This window comes from Rhodopila sp. (genome assembly GCF_965277165.1).
Taxonomy (GTDB): Bacteria; Pseudomonadota; Alphaproteobacteria; order Acetobacterales; family Acetobacteraceae; genus Rhodopila.
The window spans coordinates 949428-971384 of sequence record NZ_CBDICE010000006.1 but is presented as its reverse complement, the minus strand read 5'-3'; the positions used below and the strand labels follow the sequence as shown (position 1 = coordinate 971384).

Genomic DNA, 21957 nt, shown 5'->3' with positions numbered 1-21957 from the left:
TCCTTCTTCTTGGGCCGCTCCATCGCCGCCGTTGATTAGTTGTAGCAAATCCGGACTGAATGTACACGCCTAGAATGGGTAATATCGTTGCGTTGTTTTAGACATAGTCAGCCATTCAGCCGGTAAACCTCGACGCCCTCATCATCGCTTGTCATTTCGATCATCCCATTGGGGGCGACGACCAGCTCACAGCGATGCAACCTCCCCTCATGGACCATCGCCGCCGCAAGTGTGAAACTACGCGGATAAGATGATACCGCGATCACCTTAAGCGGCGCGGGCTGAATGGTCGACTGATCCGCTGTCCTATAAAGCCCGTCGGTCTCAACGATGACAAACGGGCTGCGCCCCGCGCCCGCGATCCAGAGGAAAAATCGAACGTACTCGGCAACCGTCTCCTCGCTCAGACGCAGACCGCCGATGGAATTGAGATCGTCGATCCAGATATCTTTTGCATCCAGATGATGGAGATCATCATCGACGGATAAAAAGACATGTTTTCTTGCTGCCTGCATCACGTATATTAGGACGCCCTCTTCATAAAATCGCGGCTTCTCATAGGTCGCGATAAAATCCCCATGAATGCCGTAAATCTCAAGCCGATCAGCCAGGTTTTTCAACTTGCAATCATCAACCCCGCCCATGACGACGATAAACTCCTCTCCTGTCGCGTTATATACATCAGTGCGAAGATGTACAACAGGCGAAGTAATGGGCGCATTGAGCCGGAGCCCCACTTAAGCGCGAAATGTCGTTGCGCAAAATCCTCAGAGCAACACAGGCGGCCACAGAACAGCAAAACGAAATCTTCTGTCGAGCGAAAAGCATTGACTCCAACAGCGGATTGTGAAGACTCCACGCATCAAGAAAAATATTGCGGGAGGATTCAATGTCTTATGTGGTAGCACGCATATACTCAGGGTCCGGCGGCGCGAGCGTAGAGGAACTTTGCTCGATAGCGAATGAGGACCTCCTCCCCAGGCTGAAGAAAGGCCCGGGTCTAATGCTCTATTCCACACTCGCTCTGACGGATGGCCGCTTCGGATCGTCTTCGCTCTATCAGAGCCGAGGGGACGCCGACCGTGGACGTGAAATCGCCAAGGATTGGGTTCAAGCAACCCCGATCATGCGGGACTATAAGATCGATGAAAACATCGACGGCGAGGTTGGCCTCATGATCGAAGGCCGCGTGAAACCCGAAGGGCGTCATCACCGCATCGGCAGAATTTACAAGAGCGCCGCGACCGTCGATGAGGTCACGACCGCGCTTGAAGAAGAGGGTGGCGAGATCATCCGGTCGTTTCCCGGCCTTATCCGATATTCGGTCATGCATATCTACGATGGCCGGATCGGCACCTTCGGCTCGTTCGATACCCAGGAGAATGCACGGAACTCCTCAACGCAGGCGGCAGCGCTGCGAAACAAGAGCGATTCGAAGATTGCCCGCGTTTTTCCAGGCGAGCCCGAGGTTATGGAAGCGACGATCCTGAGCACCTATCGGGCGTAGCCATGGAACTGCCCCTGACCGGCGGATGCCTGTGCGGCGCGATCCGCTACCAGATCACGCAAAAGCCGCCCGACGTCTACACCTGTCACTGCACTGATTGTCAGCGCATGACGAGCAGCGCTTTCTCGCTGGCCATGTTGGTGCCGACCGAGACGTTTCATCAAACTGGCAAGGAGGCCGTTGCCCTTCCCGGCGGCGTCACCGGTAAGGGACGCGCCAAGAGCCGCTGGGTCTGTCCAGACTGCGGGGTGTGGCTCTATAGCGGCCCGAAGCTGGGCGCCGAGCCGCCGGGATACCATCGCAATGTTCGTGGCGGTACATTGGATGATCCATCCTGGCTGCGTCCGACCACGCATTACTGGACAAGAAGCGCCCAGCCGTGGGCGCTGCCGACGGACGGCATGATCTATGAGACTCAGCCGGACTGAATCTCAGCTAGAAAGATCGGCGCTTCCGGCCTTTCTTCTTCGCCGCCACCGGCTTCATCGCCGCAGCCATATTCCGCTTCGCCGCCGCTGCCGCATGACCACGAAACGCGCCGCCCCAGGCGTTCGCCGCGCTTAAAAACATGCTCATTGCCGGGTTTTTCTTGAGCCATGGGTTTCGCATCGGCTGTCCCTACTCACTGCAATACAACCGTAGCATGAGTTTTATCCGAGGAGCACCCCCTATCCCACGACCGGCGACGGCTATCGCGCCACCGGCGTCGGCGCGGGCAACGTCAGCGGTGGGCCGCCAGTAAATACCTCGACGTGATAGGTCGCCCACATGGCCATGTAGTCGGCTGGCAGGGGTATCACGGCAGACGCCACATACTGATTGCTGACTTCTGCTGGCGTGGGCTTTCCAACCGGCACACCGACACCGAGGCCAGAGCCAAATCCGCAACAGCCGCTGAACCCGAATCCGCCGATGCCAAGACCAATCGTCGGGGGCTGATTGTAAAGCACATGCGGGCTGCTCAAAAGCGACAGGCCGGCAGCTGGATACCGCGCCCCGGATGCCGACACCAACGACGCCGAGGTCGGCATGGCGAAGCTGCTGATCGTCACCTGCACCGCCCGGGCGCGACCGTCATACGTCGCCTGGGCGGTATTCGGCGGCGGCAGTTTAGGCCCGGAACAGGCCGCTATGGAGAGGATCGCAAGCAACGAAAGAAGACGCAGCATGTCGCGGACTCCTGACTGAAGACCAACGCAGCCTGGCCAAAATGGCTGCGAACACGCGAAAAAATGATTGCGAATGATCTCCGGATTGTCAGCGGGTTTGCCATCCGGAAATAGGCGTCCAAATATCGGCTCACCGCAGGGAAGCTTTCAATTATGCCACATGAGACGTCGCCCCCCGATCTCGCCGCCGCACCGCCCCCATCGGATCACCGACAGCTGCTCCGCATCCAGAGGAGATGAAAGGGACCGTCAACGTCGGCGTCGGTAAATGGATTTCGGTCTCCGCTACCTGGCGCGCCACCCCGGCGGGACTGATTTGCGCCGCAATGCTCGCGTGCGCGATTCTGGTGCCTGTGTTGCGGTCAAGGGGGCGGAAGTAGGGCGATTTGCAGCGGCCGCTTCTTCACGGGCAGGCCCCAAACTAAGCAACCGCCCGGCCACGGCGGCGTTGCTTGATGACAAGCAGCCAGTCGGGGTCCTCATGAGCATCTTCGGTTCGATCATGTCCAAAATCTTCTCGTCCGCCGAGACGGCTGTCGGGATGGGACAGACGGCGTCCAAGCCCGCTGAGGTGCCCCCGTCCGCCCCGGCATCATCGACCGCCGGCAGCCCGGCGTCGCCGAGCCAGAACATCTCAGCCGCAGGCCAGGCGCAGGCGCCTGTAGACGTCGGGGCGGTCCTGTCGCAAATGGCCGAGCAGAAAGGCGGCGGTGGGAATTACCGGAGCTCGATCGTCGATCTGCTCAAGCTGCTCGACCTGGACTCCAGCTTGAACGCCCGGAAGGAGCTGGCCCAGGAGCTGAACGTCCATGCCGGCGCAGACGGTTCAGCCGAGGAGAATGTCGCCCTTCATAAGGCCGTCATGCAGAAGCTGGCGGAGAATGGCGGCAAGGTGCCTGAGAACATGAAGCGATGACTTATCGGCGGCGGACAACCATAAGTGCCCTCAAAGCGGCCCGAATTCAAGCCGCGACCGCACGGCATACGCCAGCGGCCCGCTGATCTTCCTATCCCCTGTCTTGTATTGCCGGATGGAGCGACTGTCCTTGATCCCGAACTCCCTGGCCGCCTCCGATTCCGAGAGGCCAAGGGTTTTCAGGGCTGCGGTAAATTCAACCGGGCTCAAAGGATCTGCCCCGTCACAGTTTCACCCAGCCGGACAACCAACTCGAACAGGTGGCTTTGCATAGACCGGCTGCAATCGGTGTAACCGTATTTCAAATGGATAAATTCTTCCAGCAGACCCAGGGCCAGCATCTTCCGGCCCATATTGAATATCTTTTGCGTCAGAACGATCTTTCCATCTTCTGCTATCGCTAGCGTGCTTTCGCCCAGCGTCTCGACGAAAATGATCGGATATTCGTCGATGTAGTAGCCCATCTTAGCGAGAAAATCGATTGCATCGGTCAGAATAGCTTGCTCGTCCTGATCCGGTTTGAACGTCTTGAATTTATCGACGACTTTCAGATCACGTTCGAATAACCGCATGGCCGATGTATTTGATTTGTCTGGCCTTGTCCGGCGCAGCTCCCCCGCAACCTTGCGGAAGGTATCCGACGCCACAGCCCGGTTATCCATGAAGTCAAGCGTGGATTCATGGGTGTGATCCGGCGCGGTCAGGATGCTTTCAATAAATTCCTCATCGTCGCTGGTTAGAACCGTATCGACGATTGAGTCGCTCACTTGCCAGGAAAACTTAACCGTCCGGTCTTCCGTAAGATCGATGTGTTTTTGAATATCGTAGCGATACATGAGCGGTTTGTGCATCGTACTAATACGGATACCGCGATAGAAAATATGGTTTGACTGACCACCGTGAATTTTCGCATGTTCGGTTTCTTCAAACGGTTCGCCCTGGATAAAGATTTCCGACCGATTAACGAAGAGTTCGACAAACTTGTCGCTTTCAACGATGATCTGGGTGACGCCTTCTAGCGGTTCCGCTAGGTCCGAATCTGCTTCGGTCTTGCCAAACTCATCGACGCAGTTTGAGTAGAGTTCTCGGAACGCCTGCCACAGTTCCCAGTTCTTTCCGAGATCTGTCGTAAACCCGATAAGCTCGCCATTCATGCACACCAGCTCGAACGGCTTTGAACGAACAATATCCCGGCGGACGCTGAATTTATAAACATCCAGCCCGCTCATGATGGTGATAGGTATGTCATGGCGCAGCAGCACGGCGATAGCGTATTTCAGGCCCGTGCCAAAGTAGCCGATTGGATTTGTATTGTTGGGGTCTTTAGCCGATATTCCAAAGGTCGTAATGGCCCGAACATCGATCAGCCCGCGATTGCGAAAGGTGACGAAACGGGGACGCTGTAATTCTGTTTGGATTGGTTCTTCGTACTGGACTTTTGCGATATACATCTTCAATCTCCTTGGCGTTGAAATACCCGGTCAACATGACCTGATGACCTGGACTGTACCGGAGCAATATACTAGGTACAATACCATATTTGAGTTATATTCTTTCATTCTTCTAGCGATAATCCCGGATCGTTTATAGCCCCAACTCCATCTGCTTCCCCCGATACGCAGCGACCCTGTGCCAATCGCTCAGACAGGCCGGATTGCCGCACATGATCTCAATCCCTCGCATGAGGACCGGATCGCGCCGCGCCTTCTGCATGAGCGCCCAGCGCAAGCTTCACCTCGTCGATTGATACGGCCTTTTCCCCGGTAGCCGGGTGGATGATGTTCATTGTCTCCTTGCTCTTTCCCCAGCTGGTCCGCGCTGGCCGGGTTGTTTAAACGGCTTCAGATCAGCCCCTTCTCCATGGCCAGCCACTCCGGCATGGCGAACGTGCCATCCGCCGGATCGTGCTCAACCATCGATTTCGCCAGCCATACCGGCTTCTCCAGCCCAGTATCGACCAGATAGGCTTTATCGGTTTCGTGCTGGATCGTGCCGGCTATGTCGATCAGGTCGCTTTTCATAGCCCGACCCCCGCCTCATACCAAAACGTAATTCTCGGCGGCTCCGCATATACCGCGACCAGATGCGGGTTCGCATCGCCGTATTTCTTCGCGGCCTTGCGCAGCGTCCGACCGCTTTGAATCGCCGTGTCCACAATCAGCATCCGGCCCAGCTCTGGCGGGCACGACTGACCGAACGGGATAAACGGGACGCCGAGGATGTGGGAGGCGTAGACAGCCGCTACAGCCCCCGAGCGGCCTGGCCCGGTGACCGCGCCGATATCGGCGGAAACTTCGGAGAGGGATTCGCGGATGCGCTGCGCGAATTCTGGTTCGGCGATGGTTCTCATGGCGCCGCCCCCGCATCAGCCTTGCTGCCCATGAAGACCTTTTTGCTAACGCACATCGGGCAATAGGACTTTCCAAACTTCGCCAGGTCATGCGCATCGATTGGCGTATAAAACAGCACCCATTCATGCGTGCAGTCTCCGCAGTGAACCCAGACGGCACTTTTCTCTTCCGCGCTCATACCGCCACCCCCGGCGCGGCATGCTGGATGGATGCAGCTTGCGGCTGCTTGCCGTGCAGGAAGTCCACCGCTTTCTGCGCATGGCTGGCGGCAGTGAAAATCGCACGCTTGTCTTCCTTCAGCACCTTAAGCCAATGCTCAATATAACTGGCGTGATCCGGGCGAATCTCCGGCGTCAGGCCGAGGTCGGCGCACAGGAAAGCCGCACCGAGTTCGGCCACCAGTTCCTCAGCCGCATACCCCTCATCGCCCCACCGCTTGCGCCCGAACTCCCGGTTCAACCTACTTTCGTGCCGCGTCCAGTGCGTCAGCTCATGCGCTTCGGTCGCGTAGAAGCTGGCGGCGTCCCGGAACGCCTCGAAGGGCGGAAGCTGCACATGGTCCGTGCTGATCGAATAATAGGCCTTGTTGCCGCCGGTCTTGAGGTTCGCGCCCGTTGCCTTGAAGAACGCATCCGCCATGGCGTCACGCTGGACAGGATCGATCTGCGGCGCGGCCACGGTGTAAAAATGCGCCGGTAGATTATCGACTTGTTCAACATTAAAGACCGTGTAACCCTTCATGAAGGAGATGATCTTTTCTTCATCAGTCTTTTCGTCCCGTCTCTTGATCTTGTCGGCATAGACGACCATCGAACCATGCTCACCCTTGCGGACGCTGCCGCCGAGTTCGAGGGCCTGCTTAAACGTGCACCATACCGGGGCTGTGAAGCTTTTCGTCATCGCCTCGCCCCACAGCAGGAGCACGTTTATTCCGTTATACGGGACACCGTTGGCGCGGAGGGGCCGGGTAATGCGCCCGGCGGCATGTTCGGCGTTCCATGGCTGCGACCATGGGCGTGTTCCGGCCTCTAATGCCTCGATGATTTTCGCGGTGACTTTTTCGTAGATATCTGTTTTCACGTTCTCCTTGATCTTTCTCCGGCGAGCCGCGCCGGGCGGGTTAAGCTGCTACTTCGTGCGGATATTCATGGTCATCTTCATACCTGCACCGGAAGGTGAACTCGACATCCGGGAACATCTCGCACATTTTTGCTAATACGGGTTCCGGGGCCGACCAAGCGGTTTGATACCGGATTTCTATCTGTCCGAATTCCTTGCTGTCTTCATTAGTCTCGGTCCCGCTAGCGTTCCACTTCGTTCCCCAGTTCGAGCATGACCACTCATACCAGTCTGTAAATCCGATCTTGGCGAGTTCGGCTTTTTCTTCATCGGTAAAGGGCCTGTTCAGATCATCCTTGCCATGGCCCTCGCTATACCATGCGGTATGCTTTTTCCCGTCAAATTCTCGGGTTCCATGTCCTGTTTTTGAGAGAATGGCGGGCATGGGGATGAGCTTGTTAAAATCGACTTGATGTATGGCGTCTAAAATACCATCAAGCACTTCGTCCAGCTTAGCTTTGTCACCTGATTCAATCAGGATGTAATTTGAACACCAGTTAGGCACGTTCTCCTTCAGCTTTCTCCAACGCATCCCGGTTGGCGGGGTTGTTTAAACGGTTTCAGGGATCAATCGCTGCCCGGTCATCCGGCGCGTGTTCGCCGATCAACGCATCCCGGCAATAGCAGCACCGGCAGATATCCCCCGGCACCTCAATCCCGTTCTCATCCATCAGGCTATAGGCTTCCGGTTCGTCGTCGGTATCGACGGGGGAGCCGCAGCCAGCGCATCTATCAAGCGACATCGACGATCTCCCCACACTTACAAACGATCCCGTCCTCATCCCGGGAAATCAGGTCCATGGGGTTTTCGTTCTCTGTTTTGCTGACATGGCCGAAGTCCGCATAGACCAGATAGGGCAGTTCCGCCGGATAGCTGGAGCCGACCGCAACGGCGCGGACACGGCCATGCAGTTCATCGGATATAATGACCGCCTGTTTTCCGTCCCGCCGCTTCCAGATTGAGCCGAGGATGTAGGGCGGTGGGCGTTTGTTTTGTGTTTCCATCACGTCCTCGCAAAATGGTTTATCAGGTCCAGAATGGCATCGCGTTTCGTCTTACCCCATCCATAGTTCCCGCTTTCTTCCGTGCCTTCAAAGTAAGCGCACCAGTCATGCGAGCAGTCAGGGATTGGCGGGAAGACATGGCTTGTGACGATATTCATCCGCTCGGAAAATCTATCCTCCCATGCCTCAAGGTTTTTGCGGACATCGGCATAGACCTTTCCCGCATCCATACATGCAATGTGTAAATCTTCCGCTGCTTGCTGGACGGTTTTGGTTTCCATGATATCCCCCCTTATGCCGTTATGCGGTGATCGACGACCGATACGCCAGGCATCAGGTCGAAGTGTTTCCCCGCATCAAACACATGAACCGTCACGCCATCCGTCATTGAAGCGGGCAGGACAGCCGCAGGATCGAAAACCTCAAGCGCGTATGGACCTGCGCCCGTGATGACAGCTTTACCAGCACCGGCAAGGTCAACGCTATTGGGACGAAACAGGCTGTTTATTTCCACACCATGCTTTTCACACGCGGATTTCAGGGCGGCGTATGAAGCGTTTTCTGCTTCTATCGACCAGCCGCGCTCCCGATTTTGATCGACACGGTAGTTATTCAGGGCGGTTTGAATTTCGGTGTTCATGGCGTTCCTCTTGTTTGTTTGTCGTTCCGTTGATTATTTATACGAAACTCATTGCTTACTTGCACGAAGAAAAGGCGTAATATCGTTGCGTTGTTCTGGTCATAATCCTGGGATATAGCAGCTTCAACATCAGTGACAGACTTGCACACATATCCACAGGCCGCCTCCGTCATGCTCGTTGGGAGCACTGCGGCGGCCTGTGGATATGTGCACAAGTCGCAGCCGGAGAGGGACGGCGAGGGGGTAAGGCGGGACCGTGTAAACGGTCTGGCTCACCCCTTCGGCGCATACAGCGTCAGCACGGTCGTATTGATATTCGTCCCGCTTTCACTGAATGACCCGACCGGCAAATCGGACCATGGCGAACTATAGCGGCCTTGGCTTTTAATCAGATCATCAAGCGCCCCGTGGTCATACCGCGCCGTAATTGGGAGGATCGCCGTCAGCTTGCCGCCCGGTTTCAGAAACATCAGCGCATGCTTAATGTGCTTGGCGTAGTGCCGGCCAAAAAATGGCGGGTTCATAACCACCTGATCCATGTCACCAGTCGGCACGGTTTCGAGGAAGTTGGCGGTTAGGACGTTGTGGCCCTTGTCGCGGCACATCCCGGCTCGCACTGGATCGACTTCAACGCCCCAGACATCTGCACCGGCAGCGCGTAAAGCATCAAGAAAGCGACCACAACCGCATGATGGTTCAAGAACGCGCTCTCCCTTCTGGATATGCAGATTCCCTATAACCCGCTCAACAACGGCTTTCGGTGTCGGATAATATTGCAGGTCTTTCGATATCGCCGTGCTTTGCCGCTTTTCCGGTTCATCGTCATCGCTGCAATCGGCCAGCACTTCGCCATAGTATTCAGCGAGAGCGCGGTTGATGTCCCGGAGCGTGTCAGGTTCAAAAAATAGGTGGCCGTTGCCGTTAGAGAAGGTGCGGAGGCGGATTCCACGGGAGGACAGTAACGCGTTTTCGTCCTTTCTCAGCGCATCTATTTCTTGATATTCAACGAGCGGCTTTGCCTGATACACCGCGAGCGCGTTGATTACGTCCGTGAGTTTCTCCCTGCCCCATGACCCGTAGCTGTATTCCCCAAAGCCGGACAGGATCACCCGCTTAGGCAATCCAGACACACCGATTTTCACCTTGTCATGCGACTTGTAAGCCGGATCGAGGGACGCGAACACTTCCGCCAGACCGCGCAGGATGTTGCCCCGTGGATCAATGATATACTTCCCGAATTTATCCCGGATGTTCTCGATGGTGAAGGGCGGCGGGCTGGTCATCATTTGCGCGAGCCGCTTCTTATCTTCAGCCGATGCAATGCACTCGATAGGAAGATAATTGTAGACGTGCAGCCATGCTGACTTCAGGAGCGAGCTTAAAACATCCCGTTCATCTACGCGGCCAGTTTCAATCGTCGTCTGTCCCCACGTTCCACCGATGCAGCAGGCCGTTTTGAGAGTTGACCCGGCTTCGGCGAAGGCACTGACTACGCTTTTAACAGCGGCGGTCTTTTCATCGTATTCGTCCAGGAAGTCGGACAGTTTACGTTTTAGGGCGAGTTGGTTTTTCGTGTTGTCGATGTTTCCGATATATGCGGTTTGCACGTTCTCCTAGCTTTCTCCCCACTGTGGGGCTGCGTTTCCCTACCTCTATTTCTACCAAACCCACTTATATTTACCAGCAATATCAGCACAACAATATTGCTTTGTTCTGTTCATGATATGCGTATAAACGGGAGGGAATTCGGAATTATAGTCAGGCAATTTTAGCCGGTTCTATACACATTTTATGCACGGTTTTACTTAATGTGGCATTGGGAGTTGTAAGTAAGGAGCAGGGTGATTATTTGGGGCGTAGGTCAGGTGGTCAACAGTGCTTTTGGGCCACAAACAGGAACCCTATCCGTGCCCTTAAAAGAGAACCGCACAGAGTTTATCAAGGCCCGCTTAACGCCGGATGAGCGCATTCAGGCCGAGCAAACCGCGGCCATGCTCAACGTCACCATGTCGGACCTGATTCGCCTTCTCATCCTTGAAGGCACGCAGGACCGACCAAGTGGTTTAAGCGCTGACGATCGAAATACCCTGAATCTTATCCTGCGCTATCTCCAGCAGATTAAGGGTGCGCCAATATCGCCCGAAATGCTGACCGCAGTGCTCGGGCAGCTCGGGGCCCTCATTCAACGCATCGACGACACATGAACGTTGCTAGGGGCGGTGGAACGGGACGCGGCAGTTCCTTCAAATCCACCGTCGCTTACGTGCTGCACGATAAGGACCGCGATACCAAGGAACGCGTCGGCGCGGTCAAGATGCTCAATATGGGCGGTAAAGTCCCGGAACGATCCTGGCGCGAAATGCAAACCACTTGCGAAGCCTCCACCGCCGTCAAGGCGCGGAATGGCATCAAGCAAACCGGGCGCAAAAACGAAAAACCCGTGTACCACTACTCGCTCAGCTGGCACCCGGACGACAAACCAGATCCCACGCACATGATGGAAAAGGCACGGGACACACTCAAACTGCTCGGCCTGTCAGAACACCAGGCGCTGATCGTCCAGCACACCGACCGGCCTCATGCGCATGTCCACGTCGTGGTCAATCTTGTCCATCCAGAAACCGGCCGGACCGCGTCGCTCGCCCACGACGGCTTGAAGCTCGACCGCTGGGCTCATGAGTATGAGGTTTCCCGCAACACCATCCGCAGTTTTAAGCGCGCGGCAAAGCACGAGAGAATCATGGAACACAAAAAGGATGCAGCCCGTGACGGGTTTGAAAAGGCAAAGGCCGCGCGGGAGCAATTCGGGCCGCCGAAGCCTGAGCCCGCGCGCGCCGGGCTTTCAGGAGCGCATGACGCCGCGATGAGGGCCGTACACGTTAAGGCCGACAGCCTGAGGGAACAGCTGGCAACCAAACGGACCGCTCTGGCCGAGAAACATCGCACCGCTGCACAGGGGCGGTTGGCCCAGCAGAAGGCCATCGAGCGGGAATACGACGACCTCAAAGCCGACATCAAGACCGCCTTCGCACCGCGCAAGCCGAAAGCGCCCGTGCTTGAACTCACTCCTCCCTATACCCCGCATCGACGTCACGAGGGACTTAGGCTGGCGCGCGCCATGCTTGAACAGGGCATGTTCAAGGGCCGAAACCCAATCCGCCACGCCTTCACTCAATCACTTTCCCGCATTGGTTCCAGCGAGCATCTGACGATGTTGGCGGGCAAATTCCGCAAGATCATCGAGGGGCGGGACGTCATGGCGCCGATCCGCAGCTCCCCGGAAGTCAGGAAATTCTCCGAGCCGCATCTCAGGGAGAGAGCAAAGGGCGAACTTAAGCGAGCCGCGAACTTCGCTCTGGCAAATGCGGCGATGGATTACAAGATCACGCGCTTCAAACTGCAAGAAGCGCACGCGAAGGAAGCTGGACAGGAAAAAGCCGAGAAACAGCAATTCAACGCCCAAAAGAATCGCGCCTGGGCCGACTTCCGCAGAGAGAACGGCCTGCCCACGCGAGAGAGCGAATGGGAGGCGAAACGCCAGGCCAACAAGGTGCGGTTCAATGAAGCTGCGAAAGAACCTGTCAAGCCTGAAGTAACGAAGGAGCCCGTGGATCGCCGCGTCACCGCAAAGGTCCTGGATCAATCCCCCGACCTGCCGCAAGCCAACGATAACGCAAAATCGCTGCCCACGGCGCAATCCCCCGAGGTTCAGACCGAGATGACGACCGATCTGTGGCAAACCGGCAGGGTCGGCGATCACACTTACCGCGCCAAGGTCTGGGCCGAGCCGTCTGTCCACGGGATTCAGCGCGGGCACATATCCAAGTTGGAGATACACAATGCCCAGGGCGAACGCGTCGCACTCTATGACGGCGGCTGGGATAAGCGCCCGAGCCCGTGGAAAGCCGAGCGCGGCGTCACCGAAAAAATCATTCAGTTCTATTCCGACCATGCCAGGGAATTACCGACGGTCCCGTCAGACCTGGGAAAGGGGCATGAAGCACAACAGGATGGGCACAGGCGATTGGAGCCGACTCAGACGAAGATCCCGGAGCAGGAACAGGCCGCGCCGAATACGGAACAGCCTTCGCGTCAGAAGTCGCCCGAGGAAATCGCCGCCGATACGCCGGACGTCGCGAGATACCAAGAGGACCGCGCATCGGATCTTGTCCGCCAGTGGCAGGACGCGGCGGCGCTGGAGAGGGGGAACGGGATCGAGCGGTAGGCCGATGGAGCAATTCGTGCTAAGATCTGCTTGAAAGGGCGGCGCATGTCATTCATCGAAACCATTCCCGGCAAGGTGTCGGGCGTCCCTCTGGTTAAGGGAACCCGCGTTCCTGTTCAGGCTGTGGTCGACAACGCCGAGGCCGGTGTTTCGCCGGCCGAGATCGCGGGCTTATTCGACGTGCCGGTCGAGACCGTAACGGCCGTGATCCGGCAGGTCAGGGAGCAGCGTGGCCCGCGTCCTGATTGACCAAAGCGCGCCGCGGCGCATCGCACAGTTCCTGACCGCCCATCACGTTGAGGTCGCCTATGACCGTGGTTGGGCAACTCTGACAAACGGCGATCTTCTGGATGCCATCGAACAAGCAGGCTTCGAAGTGTTTGTGACGGCCGACCAGAATCTGCGATTCCAGCAAAACCTCCGTCACCGTCGCGTCGCCATAGTGGTCATTGGCACGAACACCTGGCCGGTGATTGCTGGCAACTCTGCTCCTGTCGTCCGAGCGGTCGCCGATGCAAAGCCGGGCGCGGTGAGTTTTGTGCCGTATCCAAAGCCGCCGCGGCCGAAAGGGCCACAGCCCTGATTGCACCGTCAGCAAGCGGCGCAATCGCTCTGGCTTTTTCGTCACGTCCGCCCCACCCTCGCGCCATGCCCGAACGCTACATCCGAGCCTCGGATATCGCTACGCACAGTTTTTGCGCGCGCGCGCTCCACCTGAAGGATCGAGGCGCTCCGACGTCTCATACACAGCTGCAGGCGGCCGGGACCGACTACCATGAAGCGCACGGCACTCGCGTTCACTCCGCCGCCCTCACGCCCCGGCTATCAGGATGGCTCATACTAGCCGCCATTCTGCTGATCGGACTGGCACTGATCCTTGCTGCGCGATGATCGGCGCCCTTCTCATCGCTGGCGTCTCCTTGCTGATCCTCGCGCTGGTCCTGCGGGCCAGATCCGCGCCGCGCTTTGTCGGTGAGCTGGTTTATTCGGATACCGACAAACAAAGCATCACGTCACCGATCAACTCGCACACGAGCCGACTGACCGGCAAACCCGATTATGTTTACGAGTCCCAAGGCCATGCGACGCCAGTCGAAGTGAAAAAGCGCCGGATAGGACGTTTCCCTCCACGGGAATGGGACACCGACCAATTAATGGCCTACGCCGTCCTGCTTGAGGATAACGGCGCGATCGTCCGCAACGGAATTCTGGAATACTCGGACAGGCAGTTCAGGCTCCCCTACGCCTCAAACGACCGGCGCCGCGTGTTGGAGCGGGCCGAGCGGATACGGCAGGAGCGGCTGGCAGAAACGGTAGACCGAAGCCACCGCGATGCCTGGCGCTGCCAGCGATGCGGATTCAAGGCCGTCTGCGGCCAGGCGCTTTAGGGATTCCGCCGGAAATGGCGGCGTTACGCCGGCACGACAGAACTGCTGTTCAGAACGGTTGCTCGCTTCTGGCGGTGCCTCTGATTAGTTTCATCAGTTTGACGAGAGGCCGTCGAAGCTTGACCGCACTAACGCCCGCTGGCATATCCGCCACAGCAGAAGCTCGTGGATCAATCTGTATCACCATCTCTGAATGGTGGGACCACACCACGGATCGCCACGAACCTCTGCGAAACTCGGCCAACTACGATTAATGACGGTTTACCTAGCTATATTAATGGCTTGCGGGTGTAGTTCAATGGTAGAACGGCAGCTTCCCAAGCTGCACACGAGGGTTCGATTCCCTTCACCCGCTCCAGCCGACCACGCGCTCCGGCCCCTCATACGGTCCCGCCCTATCGCGGTGTGCCTGTGATCGATCGGTTGGAGCCCCGATCAGCGGTATCCGAACCGTCGTCGAACAGCGGCGTTTCAGTGTCCTGCGAACGGGTGCCGGCGATTTCTGATCCGTCGGTCGTGGTATAGAGCGGTGTTTCGGTGTCGGAGCGGCCGACCGAACGCGGCTTCGGCAAGCGGAACGGCGCCGGATCCCGGGAAAACGGCGATCCTTCGGACGGCGGCGTCTCTTTGAAGAAGTCGGTTGCAGGCGGCGTTACCTTGGCTGGTGCCATGGTTTTCTGCTGATCGGAACCGGGCCCGCCGAGGAACGACAGCCCGTAATCCTTGTCCAAGGTCGATGGTGTTTCAGGCGAATCCCCCAACCCCTGATACTGTGACTGGGCCTGCTGGGAAGCATCCTGGGCGCGCAAACCGGCCGCCGGTAACGCCAGCGCCGCAACACAGGTCGGCAGCAGCCATGCCCGCGAGATCCGTGACCGCTTCATATCGCCTCTCCTTTGCAGACAGCCGACCAGACCCGATGCAGTGGGCGCAAAGCAAATCGCTCCTGCGTGAAACGGCGCAATTCCGGCGCAGGTTCTCGCCACCGGACGGGCCTCGGTCGGGAACCTGAAATATGCCCCACCGCCGCCCGGCGGATTAATCTGGAAACCTGAGAGCCGGACGCACTATTTGGCTGGCGCACGCCATTGCGGCACCGCACACAATCGACAATGCTGAAACGGTCACGAGTCGAGCAGCGCGGCGATGCGATGCGCGACCTGGGTCTGCGAGTACGGCTTCTCAATGAACCTGGCGCCGGGGATCGTGGCCGCGGGAACAGTTCTTCCGCCGTAACCCGAGGTCAGCAGCACCGGCACAGTTGGGTAATGAAAACGGAACCATTCGGCCAATGCAAACCCATCCATTTTTCCCGGCATGCGGACGTCGCTGAACACCAGGCTGACCGGGTCGTCGCTGTCCATCGCCGCAATCGCCTCGCTGGCGTCGCCGGCCTCGACCACGTTGTAGCCACAATCGCGCAAATACTCCGCAATCGGCATCCGCACCATCATTTCGTCCTCGACGACGAGAACGGTGTGTATGCCGTTCGGCTCCGTGAAACTACAGCTTCTTGCAATAGACATCGTATTCATAACTCTCGATCTAATGCAGAGGTCCTGGGAATGCCGGGATTGTCGCGGCAATTTCTCGTGATGAAACGGGTTTCTCGAAGCTGACCGAAACGACTTTGCGGCATGAATTCGTTTCATACTCAAAAAACCCGATGGGTGCGCGCCTTACCCGACTGAGTTCTGACGGGGCATTTCCTGACCGCCCACCACTTGCGGGACGATCATAGCCCCCCCCGAATGGGTCGTCCGTGTCTGGCGTTCGAGCGCCTCGAAGGTTCGCCGGCGCAATCATTTGCTATTTGTCGGGGCGCGCGGGCGAGCGGCGCGCCGACGGGCCGAACGCGCAATGTCGTCCAACTCGTGTTGCGCCCGCCTGGCGGCATCGGCCTGACTGGCCGCCGCCCGCTCGGCGATCAACTGGTCCACCGCCTCCGCCGCGGTTCGCGTAGCTGTGAGAATGCTTCGTGCCTGCTCCGAAGCGGTCGCGGCCTCAGACAGTTGCAATGCGGCCATGTCGCGTTCCTCCCGCCTGGCCGCAGACCGGATTGCCGCCATCTCCTGGAAGTGATGGCCGTCCTCCCAGGTATCGCTGATTGCCAGATCCCGCCGTGCGGATGCATCAAGCAGGCCGATCCGCGCGGCAATTTCGGCCTCGGCGCGCAGGCAGGCTGCGAGCGCTTGGCGGGCGGACTCAACCGCCCGACGCCGCACCGCCTGCAACACAAGCAGCCGATCGCCGGGCACTTCAGCCCGCCAATGCCAGGTTCAGCCGCTCGAACGATTCAACGAAGTCGGACCGCTCGCCCGGCGCCTGTCGCAGAATTTCCTCGATCGCCGGGGTCAGCCGCAACGCTTCGTCCACGGTCGCGTCGGTGCCGGGTCGATAGGCGCCCAACCGGACCATGTCTGCCATTTCGCCTTGCAGCGACAGGATCGCCCGCGCGCGCCGCAGCGTGGCGGTCTGCGCTTCGTCAAGACAAGAAGCAGCGACCCGCGACAGCGACCGTAGCACGTCGATCGCCGGATAGCGGCCGGCCTCGGCGATCTTGCGGTCCATGACGATGTGCCCGTCCAGGATCCCACGCACGGCATCCGCCACCGGCTCGTTATGGTCATCGCCTTCGACCAGCACGCTGAACAGCCCGGTGATCTGCCCGGCGCTGCCATCCGGACGCACCGGACCGGGTCCGGCGCGTTCCAACAGCCGCGGCAGTTCCGCGAACACGCTGGGCGGGTAGCCGCGGGTTGCCGGCGGCTCGCCCATCGACAGCCCGATCTCACGCAGCGCCAGGCAGAACCGGGTGACGCTGTCCATCAGCAACAGCACCGAAAGTCCTTGATCACGAAAATGTTCGGCAATCGTCATAGCGGTGTAGGCGCACTGACGGCGCATCAGCGGCGGTGAGTCCGAGGTCGCCACTACGACAACCGCGCGCGCCAGCCCGTCCGGGCCAAGCTCGGTCTCGATAAAGTCGCGCACCTCGCGCCCACGCTCCCCCACCAGCGCCAACACAACCACATCACATGCGGTGCCCCGGGTCAGCATCGCCAGCAGCGTCGATTTCCCGACGCCCGATCCGGCAAACAGACCCAGGCGCTGCCCCTGTCGGCAAGTGGCGAAGCAGTTGAGCGCGCGCACGCCGAGATCGATGCGCTTACCAAGACGGGCGCGGGTGGTTGCCTCGGGCGGTGTGACGCGCGTCGATCTGGGTTGCGACCCGCCGAGCAGAATCCCCGCCTGGTCGAGCGGGTTGCCCAGCGGATCGATGACTCGGCCGAGCCAGCAGGACCCGACGTCCAACATCGCTTCGGACCCGCCGAGCAGCAGCGCCTTGGCGCCGTGCGCCAGGCCGTCGAGCGAGCCATACGCCATCGCCTGCAGCGCGGCGTCACGAAACCCGATCACTTCGGCCGGAACGATACGATCTTGACGGGTGCGAAGCGCCAGCCGATCGCCAATCGCGGCAAGCCCGGTCAGTCCTTCCACCTCGACGACGAGGCCCAGCAGGTTGGTAACGGTTCCGCTGATTTCGGCGATCTGGGTGCGACGCAGGCGTGCTTTACAGGCGTCCACTCTCTTAACGAGATTATAACGTATTATTGACACCTAAATGTCCAAATAATATTCATGTTCTGTGTACATTCGCATGTAATTCGGCCGATTCAGCGATCATCAGCAAAAATTACATGATTTCGTTGAGAAAATGTTAGCCAAAAACACGCAATGGTGATATACATTCATTCATGTTTGGTTAAGGAGAGGCCGGATGCGCGTCCTTCTGGTGGAAGAAGATTTGATCGCCGCCCGCGGCATCACGCTGATGCTGAAGGCTGCCGGTTCGGTGGTCGATCAGACCGACAGCGGGGAAGACGCGTTGGAGCTGCTGCGCCATTATGAGTACGACATTGTTCTACTCGATCTGGCGCTGCCCGATATCGAGGGTTTCGAGGTCGTGCGGCGCATGCGGGTGTCGCGCAACGACACCCCGGTCTTGATCCTGTCCGGCCTGACGCTGCCGCAGGCTCGGGTCAAGGCGCTCAGCCTCGGGGCCGACGATTTCATCACCAAACCATACGACAAGGCCGAGTTGCTGGCGCGGATGCAGGCCATCATCCGCCGCAGCAAAGGCTTCAGCCAGCCAACAGTGCGGTTCGGCCGGTTGGAACTGAATCTCGATAGCCGGGAAGTGTCGGTGGACGGCAAGGACGTGCACCTGACCGGCAAGGAATACGCGATCCTGGAGCTTTTGGTTCTGCGCAAGGGCATGGTGTTGACCAAGGAAGCATTCCTCAACCATCTCTACGGCGGGATGGATGAACCAGAGGTTAAGATCATTGACGTTTTTGTCTGCAAATTGCGCAAGAAGCTGGCCCGCGCGGGCGCTGACGGCATCATCGGAACGATCTGGGGCCGCGGCTACATGATCCGCGAGGTGGCGCCGCAGGAACCGATGACGCCGGCGCTCGAACCACTGCGGATTCCACGTTTGTCGCCCGCCGCCTGATCTGAACCATTCACGCGCCGGCCGCGCTGTAATCGGCGCGGCCGGCGACGCCGTGGTCGAGGATGCCCGGCGGGACCGCCGGCTGTGCGCCAGCGGCAATCTGTTCTATATCCGTGGCATGACCATCTGCTTCCTGAAGATGCATGGCTGCGGCAACGATTTCGTCATCCTCGATCAGCGCATACATCGCTTCGACATCGATCCGGCACAAATCGCGGCGCTGGCCGACCGCCGCTTCGGGATCGGCTGCGACCAATTGATTGTCATCCAGCCCGCGCAATCGGCGGACGCCTTCATGCGCATCTATAATCAAGACGGCTCCGAGGCGGGCGCCTGCGGCAATGCGGCGCGCTGCGTGGCCGACATCCTGCTGCGGCAAACCGGACGCAGCGACGCCTCCATTTGCACCGTTTCGGGGGATCTGACTGCCACTCGGCGCGCCGATGGGCTTGTCGAGGTCAATATGGGGCCGGTTCGGCTGGACTGGGCCGACATACCGCTCGCCCGTCCGATGGATACGCTGCAACTGGAGCTACTTGGCGCGCCCGCCGCCGCCAACATGGGCAACCCGCACGCGACGGTGTTCGTGCCCGACCTGGACGCCGCGCCGGTCACCACGCTGGGTCCAACGCTGGAACGCGATCCGATGTTCCCCCAGCGCGCCAACATCGGCTTCGCCCAGGTGCTCGATCCCGAAACCATTCGACTCAAGGTCTGGGAGCGTGGCGCCGGCCTGACCCTGGCCTGTGGTTCCGGCGCCTGCGCCGCACTGGTCAACGCCCATCGCCGGGGACTGACCCACCGGCGCGCCACGGTCATCCTCGACGGCGGTGCGCTCGACATCGAATGGCGCGACGACGGCGACGTGCTGATGACCGGACCGGTTGCCACCAGCTTCCAAGGCCAGGTCGCACTGAAGACCGACCCGCAATGACGGTCGAAATCCTGACCTTCGGCTGTCGCCTGAACACCTACGAAAGCGAGGTGATGCGCGGGTTGTCGGCGAACCGCGCCGATACCGTCGTGGTCAATACCTGCGCCGTGACGGCGGAGGCCGAACGTCAGGCGCGCCAGGCGATCCGCAAACTGGCGCGCGAACGCCCCGGCGCGCGCATCGTCGTCACAGGCTGCGCGGTGCAGATCGATCCCGCCGCCTGGGCGGAATTGCCCAACGTTCACCGCGTGCTGGGCAACGACGACAAACTGAGGCCCGAAAACTGGCTGCCGGACGCCACATCAGCGGTATCCGACATCATGGCGGCGCGCGAAACCGCGGCGCACCTGGTCACCGAATTCACCACGCGAGCCCGGGCGTTCGTGCAGGTGCAGCAGGGTTGCGACCACCGCTGCACGTTCTGCATCATCCCGTTCGGCCGCGGTCCGAACCGATCGGTGCCGATCGGCGCGATCGCCCAGCAGGTGCGCATGCTGGTCGCCGGGGGATATCAGGAGATCGTGCTGACCGGGGTGGATGTCGCCTCTTACGGCGCCGATCTGCCGGGAGCACCGTCGCTTGGCCAGATGATCCGGCGGTTGCTGCTGGCGGTGCCGGAGCTGCCTCGGTTGCGGCTGTCCTCGATCGACCCTGCCGCGATCGACGTCGATCTGTGGCGCCTGATCGCCGAGCAGCCGCGGCTGATGCCGCATTTGCATCTGTCGCTACAGGCCGGCAGCGACCTGATCCTGAAACGGATGCGTCGCCGCCACTCGCGCGCCGAGGCGATGGCCGTGGTCCGTCGCGCCCGCGACCTGCGCCCCGGCATTGCCATCGGGGCCGATCTGATCGCCGGCTTTCCGACCGAGACCGAGGCGCTGTTCGAAGACACGCTGCGTTTCGTGCAAGAGGCCGCCCTGCCCTATCTGCACGTGTTTCCCTATAGCGAACGCCCCGGCACCCCGGCCGCGCGGATGCCCGCCGTCGCCAAGCCGGTGCGCCGGGCTCGTGCCGCCGCGTTGCGCGCCGCGGGGGCGTCCGAAGCGGGCCGTTTCTTCGCCCGTCAGATCGGGCGGCAGATCTGGTTGCTGACCGAGGCTAATCAGTCCGGCCACAGTGAACATTTCGCCCCCGTCCGCCTGGCGCGGCCAATCGAGGCGAACCGGCTGGTCCGCGCGACCGTCACCGGATCGACCGGTGACCTGCTGCTGGCCGAGGTCGCCTGATGGCGCTCGGTGGTTTCATCTCGCGCCTGAAGGAAGGCCTGTCGCGCAGCACGCAGAAACTGTCCGGCGGCATCTCTGCGGTGTTCCGGAAGCGCCGGCTGGACGACGAGGCGCTGGAAGAACTCGAGGAACTACTGATCTCGGCTGATCTCGGCACCGCAGCCGCCGCCAAGGTGATTGCCGCGTTCCGCCGCACCCGTTTCGGCAAGGAAGTGACCGACGAGGAGATCCGGCAAGCCCTGGCCGAGGAAATCGTAGCCATCCTGGAGCCGGTCGCCAAGCCACTGGAACTCGACCCGGCGCACCGCCCGCACGTGGTGCTGGTGGTCGGCGTTAACGGCACCGGCAAGACCACGACGATCGGCAAGCTGGCGCAGATCTACAGGGAGCAAGGCAGGCGCGCGGTGATGGCGGCCGGCGATACCTTCCGCGCGGCAGCGGTGGAGCAGTTGCAGATCTGGGGTGACCGCAGCGGAACCCCGGTGGTGGCTGGCGGCAAGAACGCGGACTCGGCCGGCCTGGCGTTCGATGCGCTGACCCGGGCGAAGGCCGACGGCGCTGACGTGCTGCTGATCGACACCGCCGGTCGGCTGCACAACAAGGCCGCGCTGATGGATGAATTGGCCAAGATCATCCGGGTGCTTCGCAAACAGGATCCAACCGCGCCGCACTCGGTGCTGCTGGTGCTGGACGCGACCACCGGACAGAACGCGGTGCAGCAGGTCAGGATCTTCAAGGAGATGGTGGCGGTGAGCGGCCTTGTTGTCACCAAGCTGGATGGCAGTGCCAGGGGCGGCATCGTGGTTGCGCTGGCGGAAACCTTCGGGCTGCCGGTCCATGCCGTGGGGGTTGGCGAGAAGGCAGGCGACCTGCGCCCGTTCGACGCCGAGGAGTTTGCCCGCGGCCTGGTCGGCGCCGAGGCCGGATGATACCAGCGCCGGTTCGTCGCCGGACCGCC

At 59.8% G+C, this 21957-nt stretch carries 30 protein-coding genes and 1 tRNA gene; 13 read left to right on the top strand and 18 right to left on the bottom strand.

Annotated features, from left to right (window positions below; translation table 11 throughout):
- Positions 1–107 precede the first annotated feature (107 nt).
- Complete coding sequence (locus tag ACQY4Y_RS16180) at positions 108–644, bottom strand: hypothetical protein (protein ID WP_428491628.1); 537 nt, start codon at positions 642–644, stop codon at positions 108–110.
- Between the two features lie 359 nt (positions 645–1003).
- On the opposite strand from ACQY4Y_RS16180, the gene ACQY4Y_RS16175 reads away from it, so the two are divergent.
- Both ACQY4Y_RS16175 and ACQY4Y_RS16170 read left to right on the top strand, forming a co-directional pair.
- Positions 1004–1507: a hypothetical protein gene (locus ACQY4Y_RS16175; RefSeq protein ID WP_428491627.1), complete on the top strand. Its 504-nt coding sequence runs from the start codon at positions 1004–1006 to the stop codon at positions 1505–1507.
- Positions 1508–1509: 2 nt separating this feature from the next.
- Complete coding sequence (locus ACQY4Y_RS16170) at positions 1510–1935, top strand: GFA family protein (RefSeq protein WP_428491626.1); 426 nt, start codon at positions 1510–1512, stop codon at positions 1933–1935.
- On the opposite strand, the gene ACQY4Y_RS16165 is transcribed toward ACQY4Y_RS16170, so the two are convergent.
- Entirely contained in the window at positions 1923–2105 is a 183-nt protein-coding gene (locus tag ACQY4Y_RS16165) for a hypothetical protein (RefSeq protein ID WP_428491625.1), read from the bottom strand. The two genes, ACQY4Y_RS16170 and ACQY4Y_RS16165, sit on opposite strands and share 13 nt — an antisense overlap.
- A 91-nt stretch (positions 2106–2196) precedes the next feature.
- Positions 2197–2676, bottom strand: a complete 480-nt coding sequence (locus ACQY4Y_RS16160; RefSeq protein WP_428491624.1) for a hypothetical protein — start codon at positions 2674–2676, stop codon at positions 2197–2199.
- A gap of 268 nt (positions 2677–2944) precedes the next feature.
- On the opposite strand from ACQY4Y_RS16160, the gene ACQY4Y_RS16155 reads away from it, so the two are divergent.
- Positions 2945–3592 (top strand): DUF3597 domain-containing protein, encoded by a 648-nt coding sequence (locus tag ACQY4Y_RS16155; protein WP_428491623.1) that lies wholly within the window; start codon positions 2945–2947, stop codon positions 3590–3592.
- Positions 3593–3798: 206 nt separating this feature from the next.
- On the opposite strand, the gene ACQY4Y_RS16150 is transcribed toward ACQY4Y_RS16155, so the two are convergent.
- From ACQY4Y_RS16150 to ACQY4Y_RS16105, 10 genes are all read right to left on the bottom strand, one after another.
- Positions 3799–5043: a hypothetical protein gene (locus ACQY4Y_RS16150; protein WP_428491622.1), complete on the bottom strand. Its 1245-nt coding sequence runs from the start codon at positions 5041–5043 to the stop codon at positions 3799–3801.
- 390 nt (positions 5044–5433) lie between these two features.
- Entirely contained in the window at positions 5434–5613 is a 180-nt protein-coding gene (locus tag ACQY4Y_RS16145; protein WP_428491621.1) for a hypothetical protein, read from the bottom strand.
- Complete coding sequence (locus ACQY4Y_RS16140) at positions 5610–5942, bottom strand: hypothetical protein (protein ID WP_428491620.1); 333 nt, start codon at positions 5940–5942, stop codon at positions 5610–5612. Before ACQY4Y_RS16140 ends, ACQY4Y_RS16145 begins: the two co-directional genes overlap by 4 nt.
- Positions 5939–6121, bottom strand: a complete 183-nt coding sequence (locus tag ACQY4Y_RS16135) for a hypothetical protein (protein ID WP_428491619.1) — start codon at positions 6119–6121, stop codon at positions 5939–5941. The genes ACQY4Y_RS16140 and ACQY4Y_RS16135 overlap by 4 nt, the downstream gene beginning before the upstream one ends.
- Positions 6118–7023, bottom strand: a complete 906-nt coding sequence (locus tag ACQY4Y_RS16130) for an ArdC family protein (protein WP_428491618.1) — start codon at positions 7021–7023, stop codon at positions 6118–6120. Before ACQY4Y_RS16130 ends, ACQY4Y_RS16135 begins: the two co-directional genes overlap by 4 nt.
- A gap of 40 nt (positions 7024–7063) precedes the next feature.
- Positions 7064–7567 (bottom strand): hypothetical protein, encoded by a 504-nt coding sequence (locus ACQY4Y_RS16125; RefSeq protein ID WP_428491617.1) that lies wholly within the window; start codon positions 7565–7567, stop codon positions 7064–7066.
- 227 nt (positions 7568–7794) lie between these two features.
- Positions 7795–8067: a hypothetical protein gene (locus ACQY4Y_RS16120; protein WP_428491616.1), complete on the bottom strand. Its 273-nt coding sequence runs from the start codon at positions 8065–8067 to the stop codon at positions 7795–7797.
- A complete protein-coding gene (locus ACQY4Y_RS16115; RefSeq protein ID WP_428491615.1) occupies positions 8067–8348 on the bottom strand; it encodes a hypothetical protein in 282 nt (93 codons plus the stop codon). Before ACQY4Y_RS16115 ends, ACQY4Y_RS16120 begins: the two co-directional genes overlap by 1 nt.
- Positions 8349–8359: 11 nt before the next feature.
- Positions 8360–8707 (bottom strand): hypothetical protein, encoded by a 348-nt coding sequence (locus ACQY4Y_RS16110; RefSeq protein WP_428491614.1) that lies wholly within the window; start codon positions 8705–8707, stop codon positions 8360–8362.
- Positions 8708–8979: 272 nt separating this feature from the next.
- Entirely contained in the window at positions 8980–10314 is a 1335-nt protein-coding gene (locus tag ACQY4Y_RS16105; protein WP_428491613.1) for a DUF4942 domain-containing protein, read from the bottom strand.
- Positions 10315–10614: 300 nt separating this feature from the next.
- Between ACQY4Y_RS16105 and ACQY4Y_RS16100 the strand changes: the two genes are divergently transcribed.
- From ACQY4Y_RS16100 to ACQY4Y_RS16075, 6 genes are all read left to right on the top strand, one after another.
- The gene (locus ACQY4Y_RS16100; protein ID WP_428491612.1) at positions 10615–10911 is read left to right on the top strand and encodes a plasmid mobilization protein; all 297 of its coding nucleotides are present in this window, start codon (positions 10615–10617) and stop codon (positions 10909–10911) included.
- A complete protein-coding gene (locus tag ACQY4Y_RS16095) occupies positions 10908–12932 on the top strand; it encodes a relaxase/mobilization nuclease domain-containing protein (protein WP_428491611.1) in 2025 nt (674 codons plus the stop codon). Before ACQY4Y_RS16100 ends, ACQY4Y_RS16095 begins: the two co-directional genes overlap by 4 nt.
- Positions 12933–12977: 45 nt before the next feature.
- On the top strand, positions 12978–13181 hold the full coding sequence (locus tag ACQY4Y_RS16090) for a DUF433 domain-containing protein (protein ID WP_428491610.1): 204 nt from the start codon (positions 12978–12980) through the stop codon (positions 13179–13181).
- Positions 13162–13515, top strand: coding sequence for a hypothetical protein (locus ACQY4Y_RS16085; RefSeq protein ID WP_428491609.1), 354 nt, complete (start codon positions 13162–13164; stop codon positions 13513–13515). Before ACQY4Y_RS16090 ends, ACQY4Y_RS16085 begins: the two co-directional genes overlap by 20 nt.
- Positions 13516–13819: 304 nt before the next feature.
- Complete coding sequence (locus ACQY4Y_RS16080) at positions 13820–14320, top strand: CRISPR-associated protein Cas4 (protein WP_428491608.1); 501 nt, start codon at positions 13820–13822, stop codon at positions 14318–14320.
- A 284-nt stretch (positions 14321–14604) separates the two neighbouring features.
- Positions 14605–14678 (top strand) — tRNA-Gly (locus ACQY4Y_RS16075).
- 37 nt (positions 14679–14715) lie between these two features.
- Here the strand turns inward: ACQY4Y_RS16075 and ACQY4Y_RS16070 are convergent.
- The 4 genes from ACQY4Y_RS16070 to ACQY4Y_RS16055 all read right to left on the bottom strand — a co-directional run bounded on the left by ACQY4Y_RS16070 (position 14716) and on the right by ACQY4Y_RS16055 (position 17908).
- Positions 14716–15204, bottom strand: a complete 489-nt coding sequence (locus ACQY4Y_RS16070) for a hypothetical protein (RefSeq protein WP_428491607.1) — start codon at positions 15202–15204, stop codon at positions 14716–14718.
- A gap of 240 nt (positions 15205–15444) precedes the next feature.
- On the bottom strand, positions 15445–15846 hold the full coding sequence (locus ACQY4Y_RS16065; RefSeq protein WP_428493653.1) for a response regulator: 402 nt from the start codon (positions 15844–15846) through the stop codon (positions 15445–15447).
- A 276-nt stretch (positions 15847–16122) separates the two neighbouring features.
- Positions 16123–16578 (bottom strand): hypothetical protein, encoded by a 456-nt coding sequence (locus ACQY4Y_RS16060; RefSeq protein WP_428491606.1) that lies wholly within the window; start codon positions 16576–16578, stop codon positions 16123–16125.
- Position 16579: 1 nt separating this feature from the next.
- Entirely contained in the window at positions 16580–17908 is a 1329-nt protein-coding gene (locus tag ACQY4Y_RS16055) for a FliI/YscN family ATPase (RefSeq protein WP_428491605.1), read from the bottom strand.
- 193 nt (positions 17909–18101) lie between these two features.
- Here ACQY4Y_RS16055 and ctrA point away from each other — a divergent pair, with 193 nt between their 5' ends.
- Positions 18102–18839, top strand: coding sequence for a response regulator transcription factor CtrA (ctrA, locus tag ACQY4Y_RS16050; RefSeq protein WP_428491604.1), 738 nt, complete (start codon positions 18102–18104; stop codon positions 18837–18839).
- A 10-nt stretch (positions 18840–18849) separates the two neighbouring features.
- On the opposite strand, the gene ACQY4Y_RS16045 is transcribed toward ctrA, so the two are convergent.
- Positions 18850–19119 (bottom strand): hypothetical protein, encoded by a 270-nt coding sequence (locus ACQY4Y_RS16045; RefSeq protein WP_428493728.1) that lies wholly within the window; start codon positions 19117–19119, stop codon positions 18850–18852.
- Here ACQY4Y_RS16045 and dapF point away from each other — a divergent pair.
- From dapF to ftsY, 3 genes are read left to right on the top strand one after another with little or no spacing between them, the layout of a single operon-like run.
- On the top strand, positions 19006–19773 hold the full coding sequence (gene dapF, locus ACQY4Y_RS16040; protein WP_428493652.1) for a diaminopimelate epimerase: 768 nt from the start codon (positions 19006–19008) through the stop codon (positions 19771–19773). The genes ACQY4Y_RS16045 and dapF overlap by 114 nt on opposite strands.
- The gene (gene mtaB / locus ACQY4Y_RS16035; RefSeq protein ID WP_428491603.1) at positions 19770–20999 is read left to right on the top strand and encodes a tRNA (N(6)-L-threonylcarbamoyladenosine(37)-C(2))-methylthiotransferase MtaB; all 1230 of its coding nucleotides are present in this window, start codon (positions 19770–19772) and stop codon (positions 20997–20999) included. The genes dapF and mtaB overlap by 4 nt, the downstream gene beginning before the upstream one ends.
- On the top strand, positions 20999–21928 hold the full coding sequence (gene ftsY, locus ACQY4Y_RS16030) for a signal recognition particle-docking protein FtsY (RefSeq protein WP_428491602.1): 930 nt from the start codon (positions 20999–21001) through the stop codon (positions 21926–21928). The genes mtaB and ftsY overlap by 1 nt, the downstream gene beginning before the upstream one ends.
- Positions 21929–21957 lie beyond the last annotated feature (29 nt).

Excerpts from the sequence above, each read along its gene's own strand:
- ACQY4Y_RS16180 (WP_428491628.1), bottom strand. The coding sequence starts at position 644 with ATGGGCGGGGTTGATGATTGCAAGTTGAAAAACCTGGCTGATCGGCTT.
- ACQY4Y_RS16175 (WP_428491627.1), top strand. The coding sequence starts at position 1,004 with ATGCTCTATTCCACACTCGCTCTGACGGATGGCCGCTTCGGATCGTCT.
- ACQY4Y_RS16170 (WP_428491626.1), top strand. The coding sequence starts at position 1,510 with ATGGAACTGCCCCTGACCGGCGGATGCCTGTGCGGCGCGATCCGCTAC.
- ACQY4Y_RS16165 (WP_428491625.1), bottom strand. The coding sequence starts at position 2,105 with ATGGCTCAAGAAAAACCCGGCAATGAGCATGTTTTTAAGCGCGGCGAA.
- ACQY4Y_RS16160 (WP_428491624.1), bottom strand. The coding sequence starts at position 2,676 with ATGCTGCGTCTTCTTTCGTTGCTTGCGATCCTCTCCATAGCGGCCTGT.
- ACQY4Y_RS16155 (WP_428491623.1), top strand. The coding sequence starts at position 2,945 with ATGGATTTCGGTCTCCGCTACCTGGCGCGCCACCCCGGCGGGACTGAT.
- ACQY4Y_RS16150 (WP_428491622.1), bottom strand. The coding sequence starts at position 5,043 with ATGTATATCGCAAAAGTCCAGTACGAAGAACCAATCCAAACAGAATTA.
- ACQY4Y_RS16145 (WP_428491621.1), bottom strand. The coding sequence starts at position 5,613 with ATGAAAAGCGACCTGATCGACATAGCCGGCACGATCCAGCACGAAACC.
- ACQY4Y_RS16140 (WP_428491620.1), bottom strand. The coding sequence starts at position 5,942 with ATGAGAACCATCGCCGAACCAGAATTCGCGCAGCGCATCCGCGAATCC.
- ACQY4Y_RS16135 (WP_428491619.1), bottom strand. The coding sequence starts at position 6,121 with ATGAGCGCGGAAGAGAAAAGTGCCGTCTGGGTTCACTGCGGAGACTGC.
- ACQY4Y_RS16120 (WP_428491616.1), bottom strand. The coding sequence starts at position 8,067 with ATGGAAACACAAAACAAACGCCCACCGCCCTACATCCTCGGCTCAATC.
- ACQY4Y_RS16115 (WP_428491615.1), bottom strand. The coding sequence starts at position 8,348 with ATGGAAACCAAAACCGTCCAGCAAGCAGCGGAAGATTTACACATTGCA.
- ACQY4Y_RS16110 (WP_428491614.1), bottom strand. The coding sequence starts at position 8,707 with ATGAACACCGAAATTCAAACCGCCCTGAATAACTACCGTGTCGATCAA.
- ACQY4Y_RS16095 (WP_428491611.1), top strand. The coding sequence starts at position 10,908 with ATGAACGTTGCTAGGGGCGGTGGAACGGGACGCGGCAGTTCCTTCAAA.
- ACQY4Y_RS16090 (WP_428491610.1), top strand. The coding sequence starts at position 12,978 with ATGTCATTCATCGAAACCATTCCCGGCAAGGTGTCGGGCGTCCCTCTG.
- ACQY4Y_RS16080 (WP_428491608.1), top strand. The coding sequence starts at position 13,820 with ATGATCGGCGCCCTTCTCATCGCTGGCGTCTCCTTGCTGATCCTCGCG.
- ACQY4Y_RS16070 (WP_428491607.1), bottom strand. The coding sequence starts at position 15,204 with ATGAAGCGGTCACGGATCTCGCGGGCATGGCTGCTGCCGACCTGTGTT.
- ACQY4Y_RS16065 (WP_428493653.1), bottom strand. The coding sequence starts at position 15,846 with ATGTCTATTGCAAGAAGCTGTAGTTTCACGGAGCCGAACGGCATACAC.
- ctrA (WP_428491604.1), top strand. The coding sequence starts at position 18,102 with ATGCGCGTCCTTCTGGTGGAAGAAGATTTGATCGCCGCCCGCGGCATC.
- mtaB (WP_428491603.1), top strand. The coding sequence starts at position 19,770 with ATGACGGTCGAAATCCTGACCTTCGGCTGTCGCCTGAACACCTACGAA.
- ftsY (WP_428491602.1), top strand. The coding sequence starts at position 20,999 with ATGGCGCTCGGTGGTTTCATCTCGCGCCTGAAGGAAGGCCTGTCGCGC.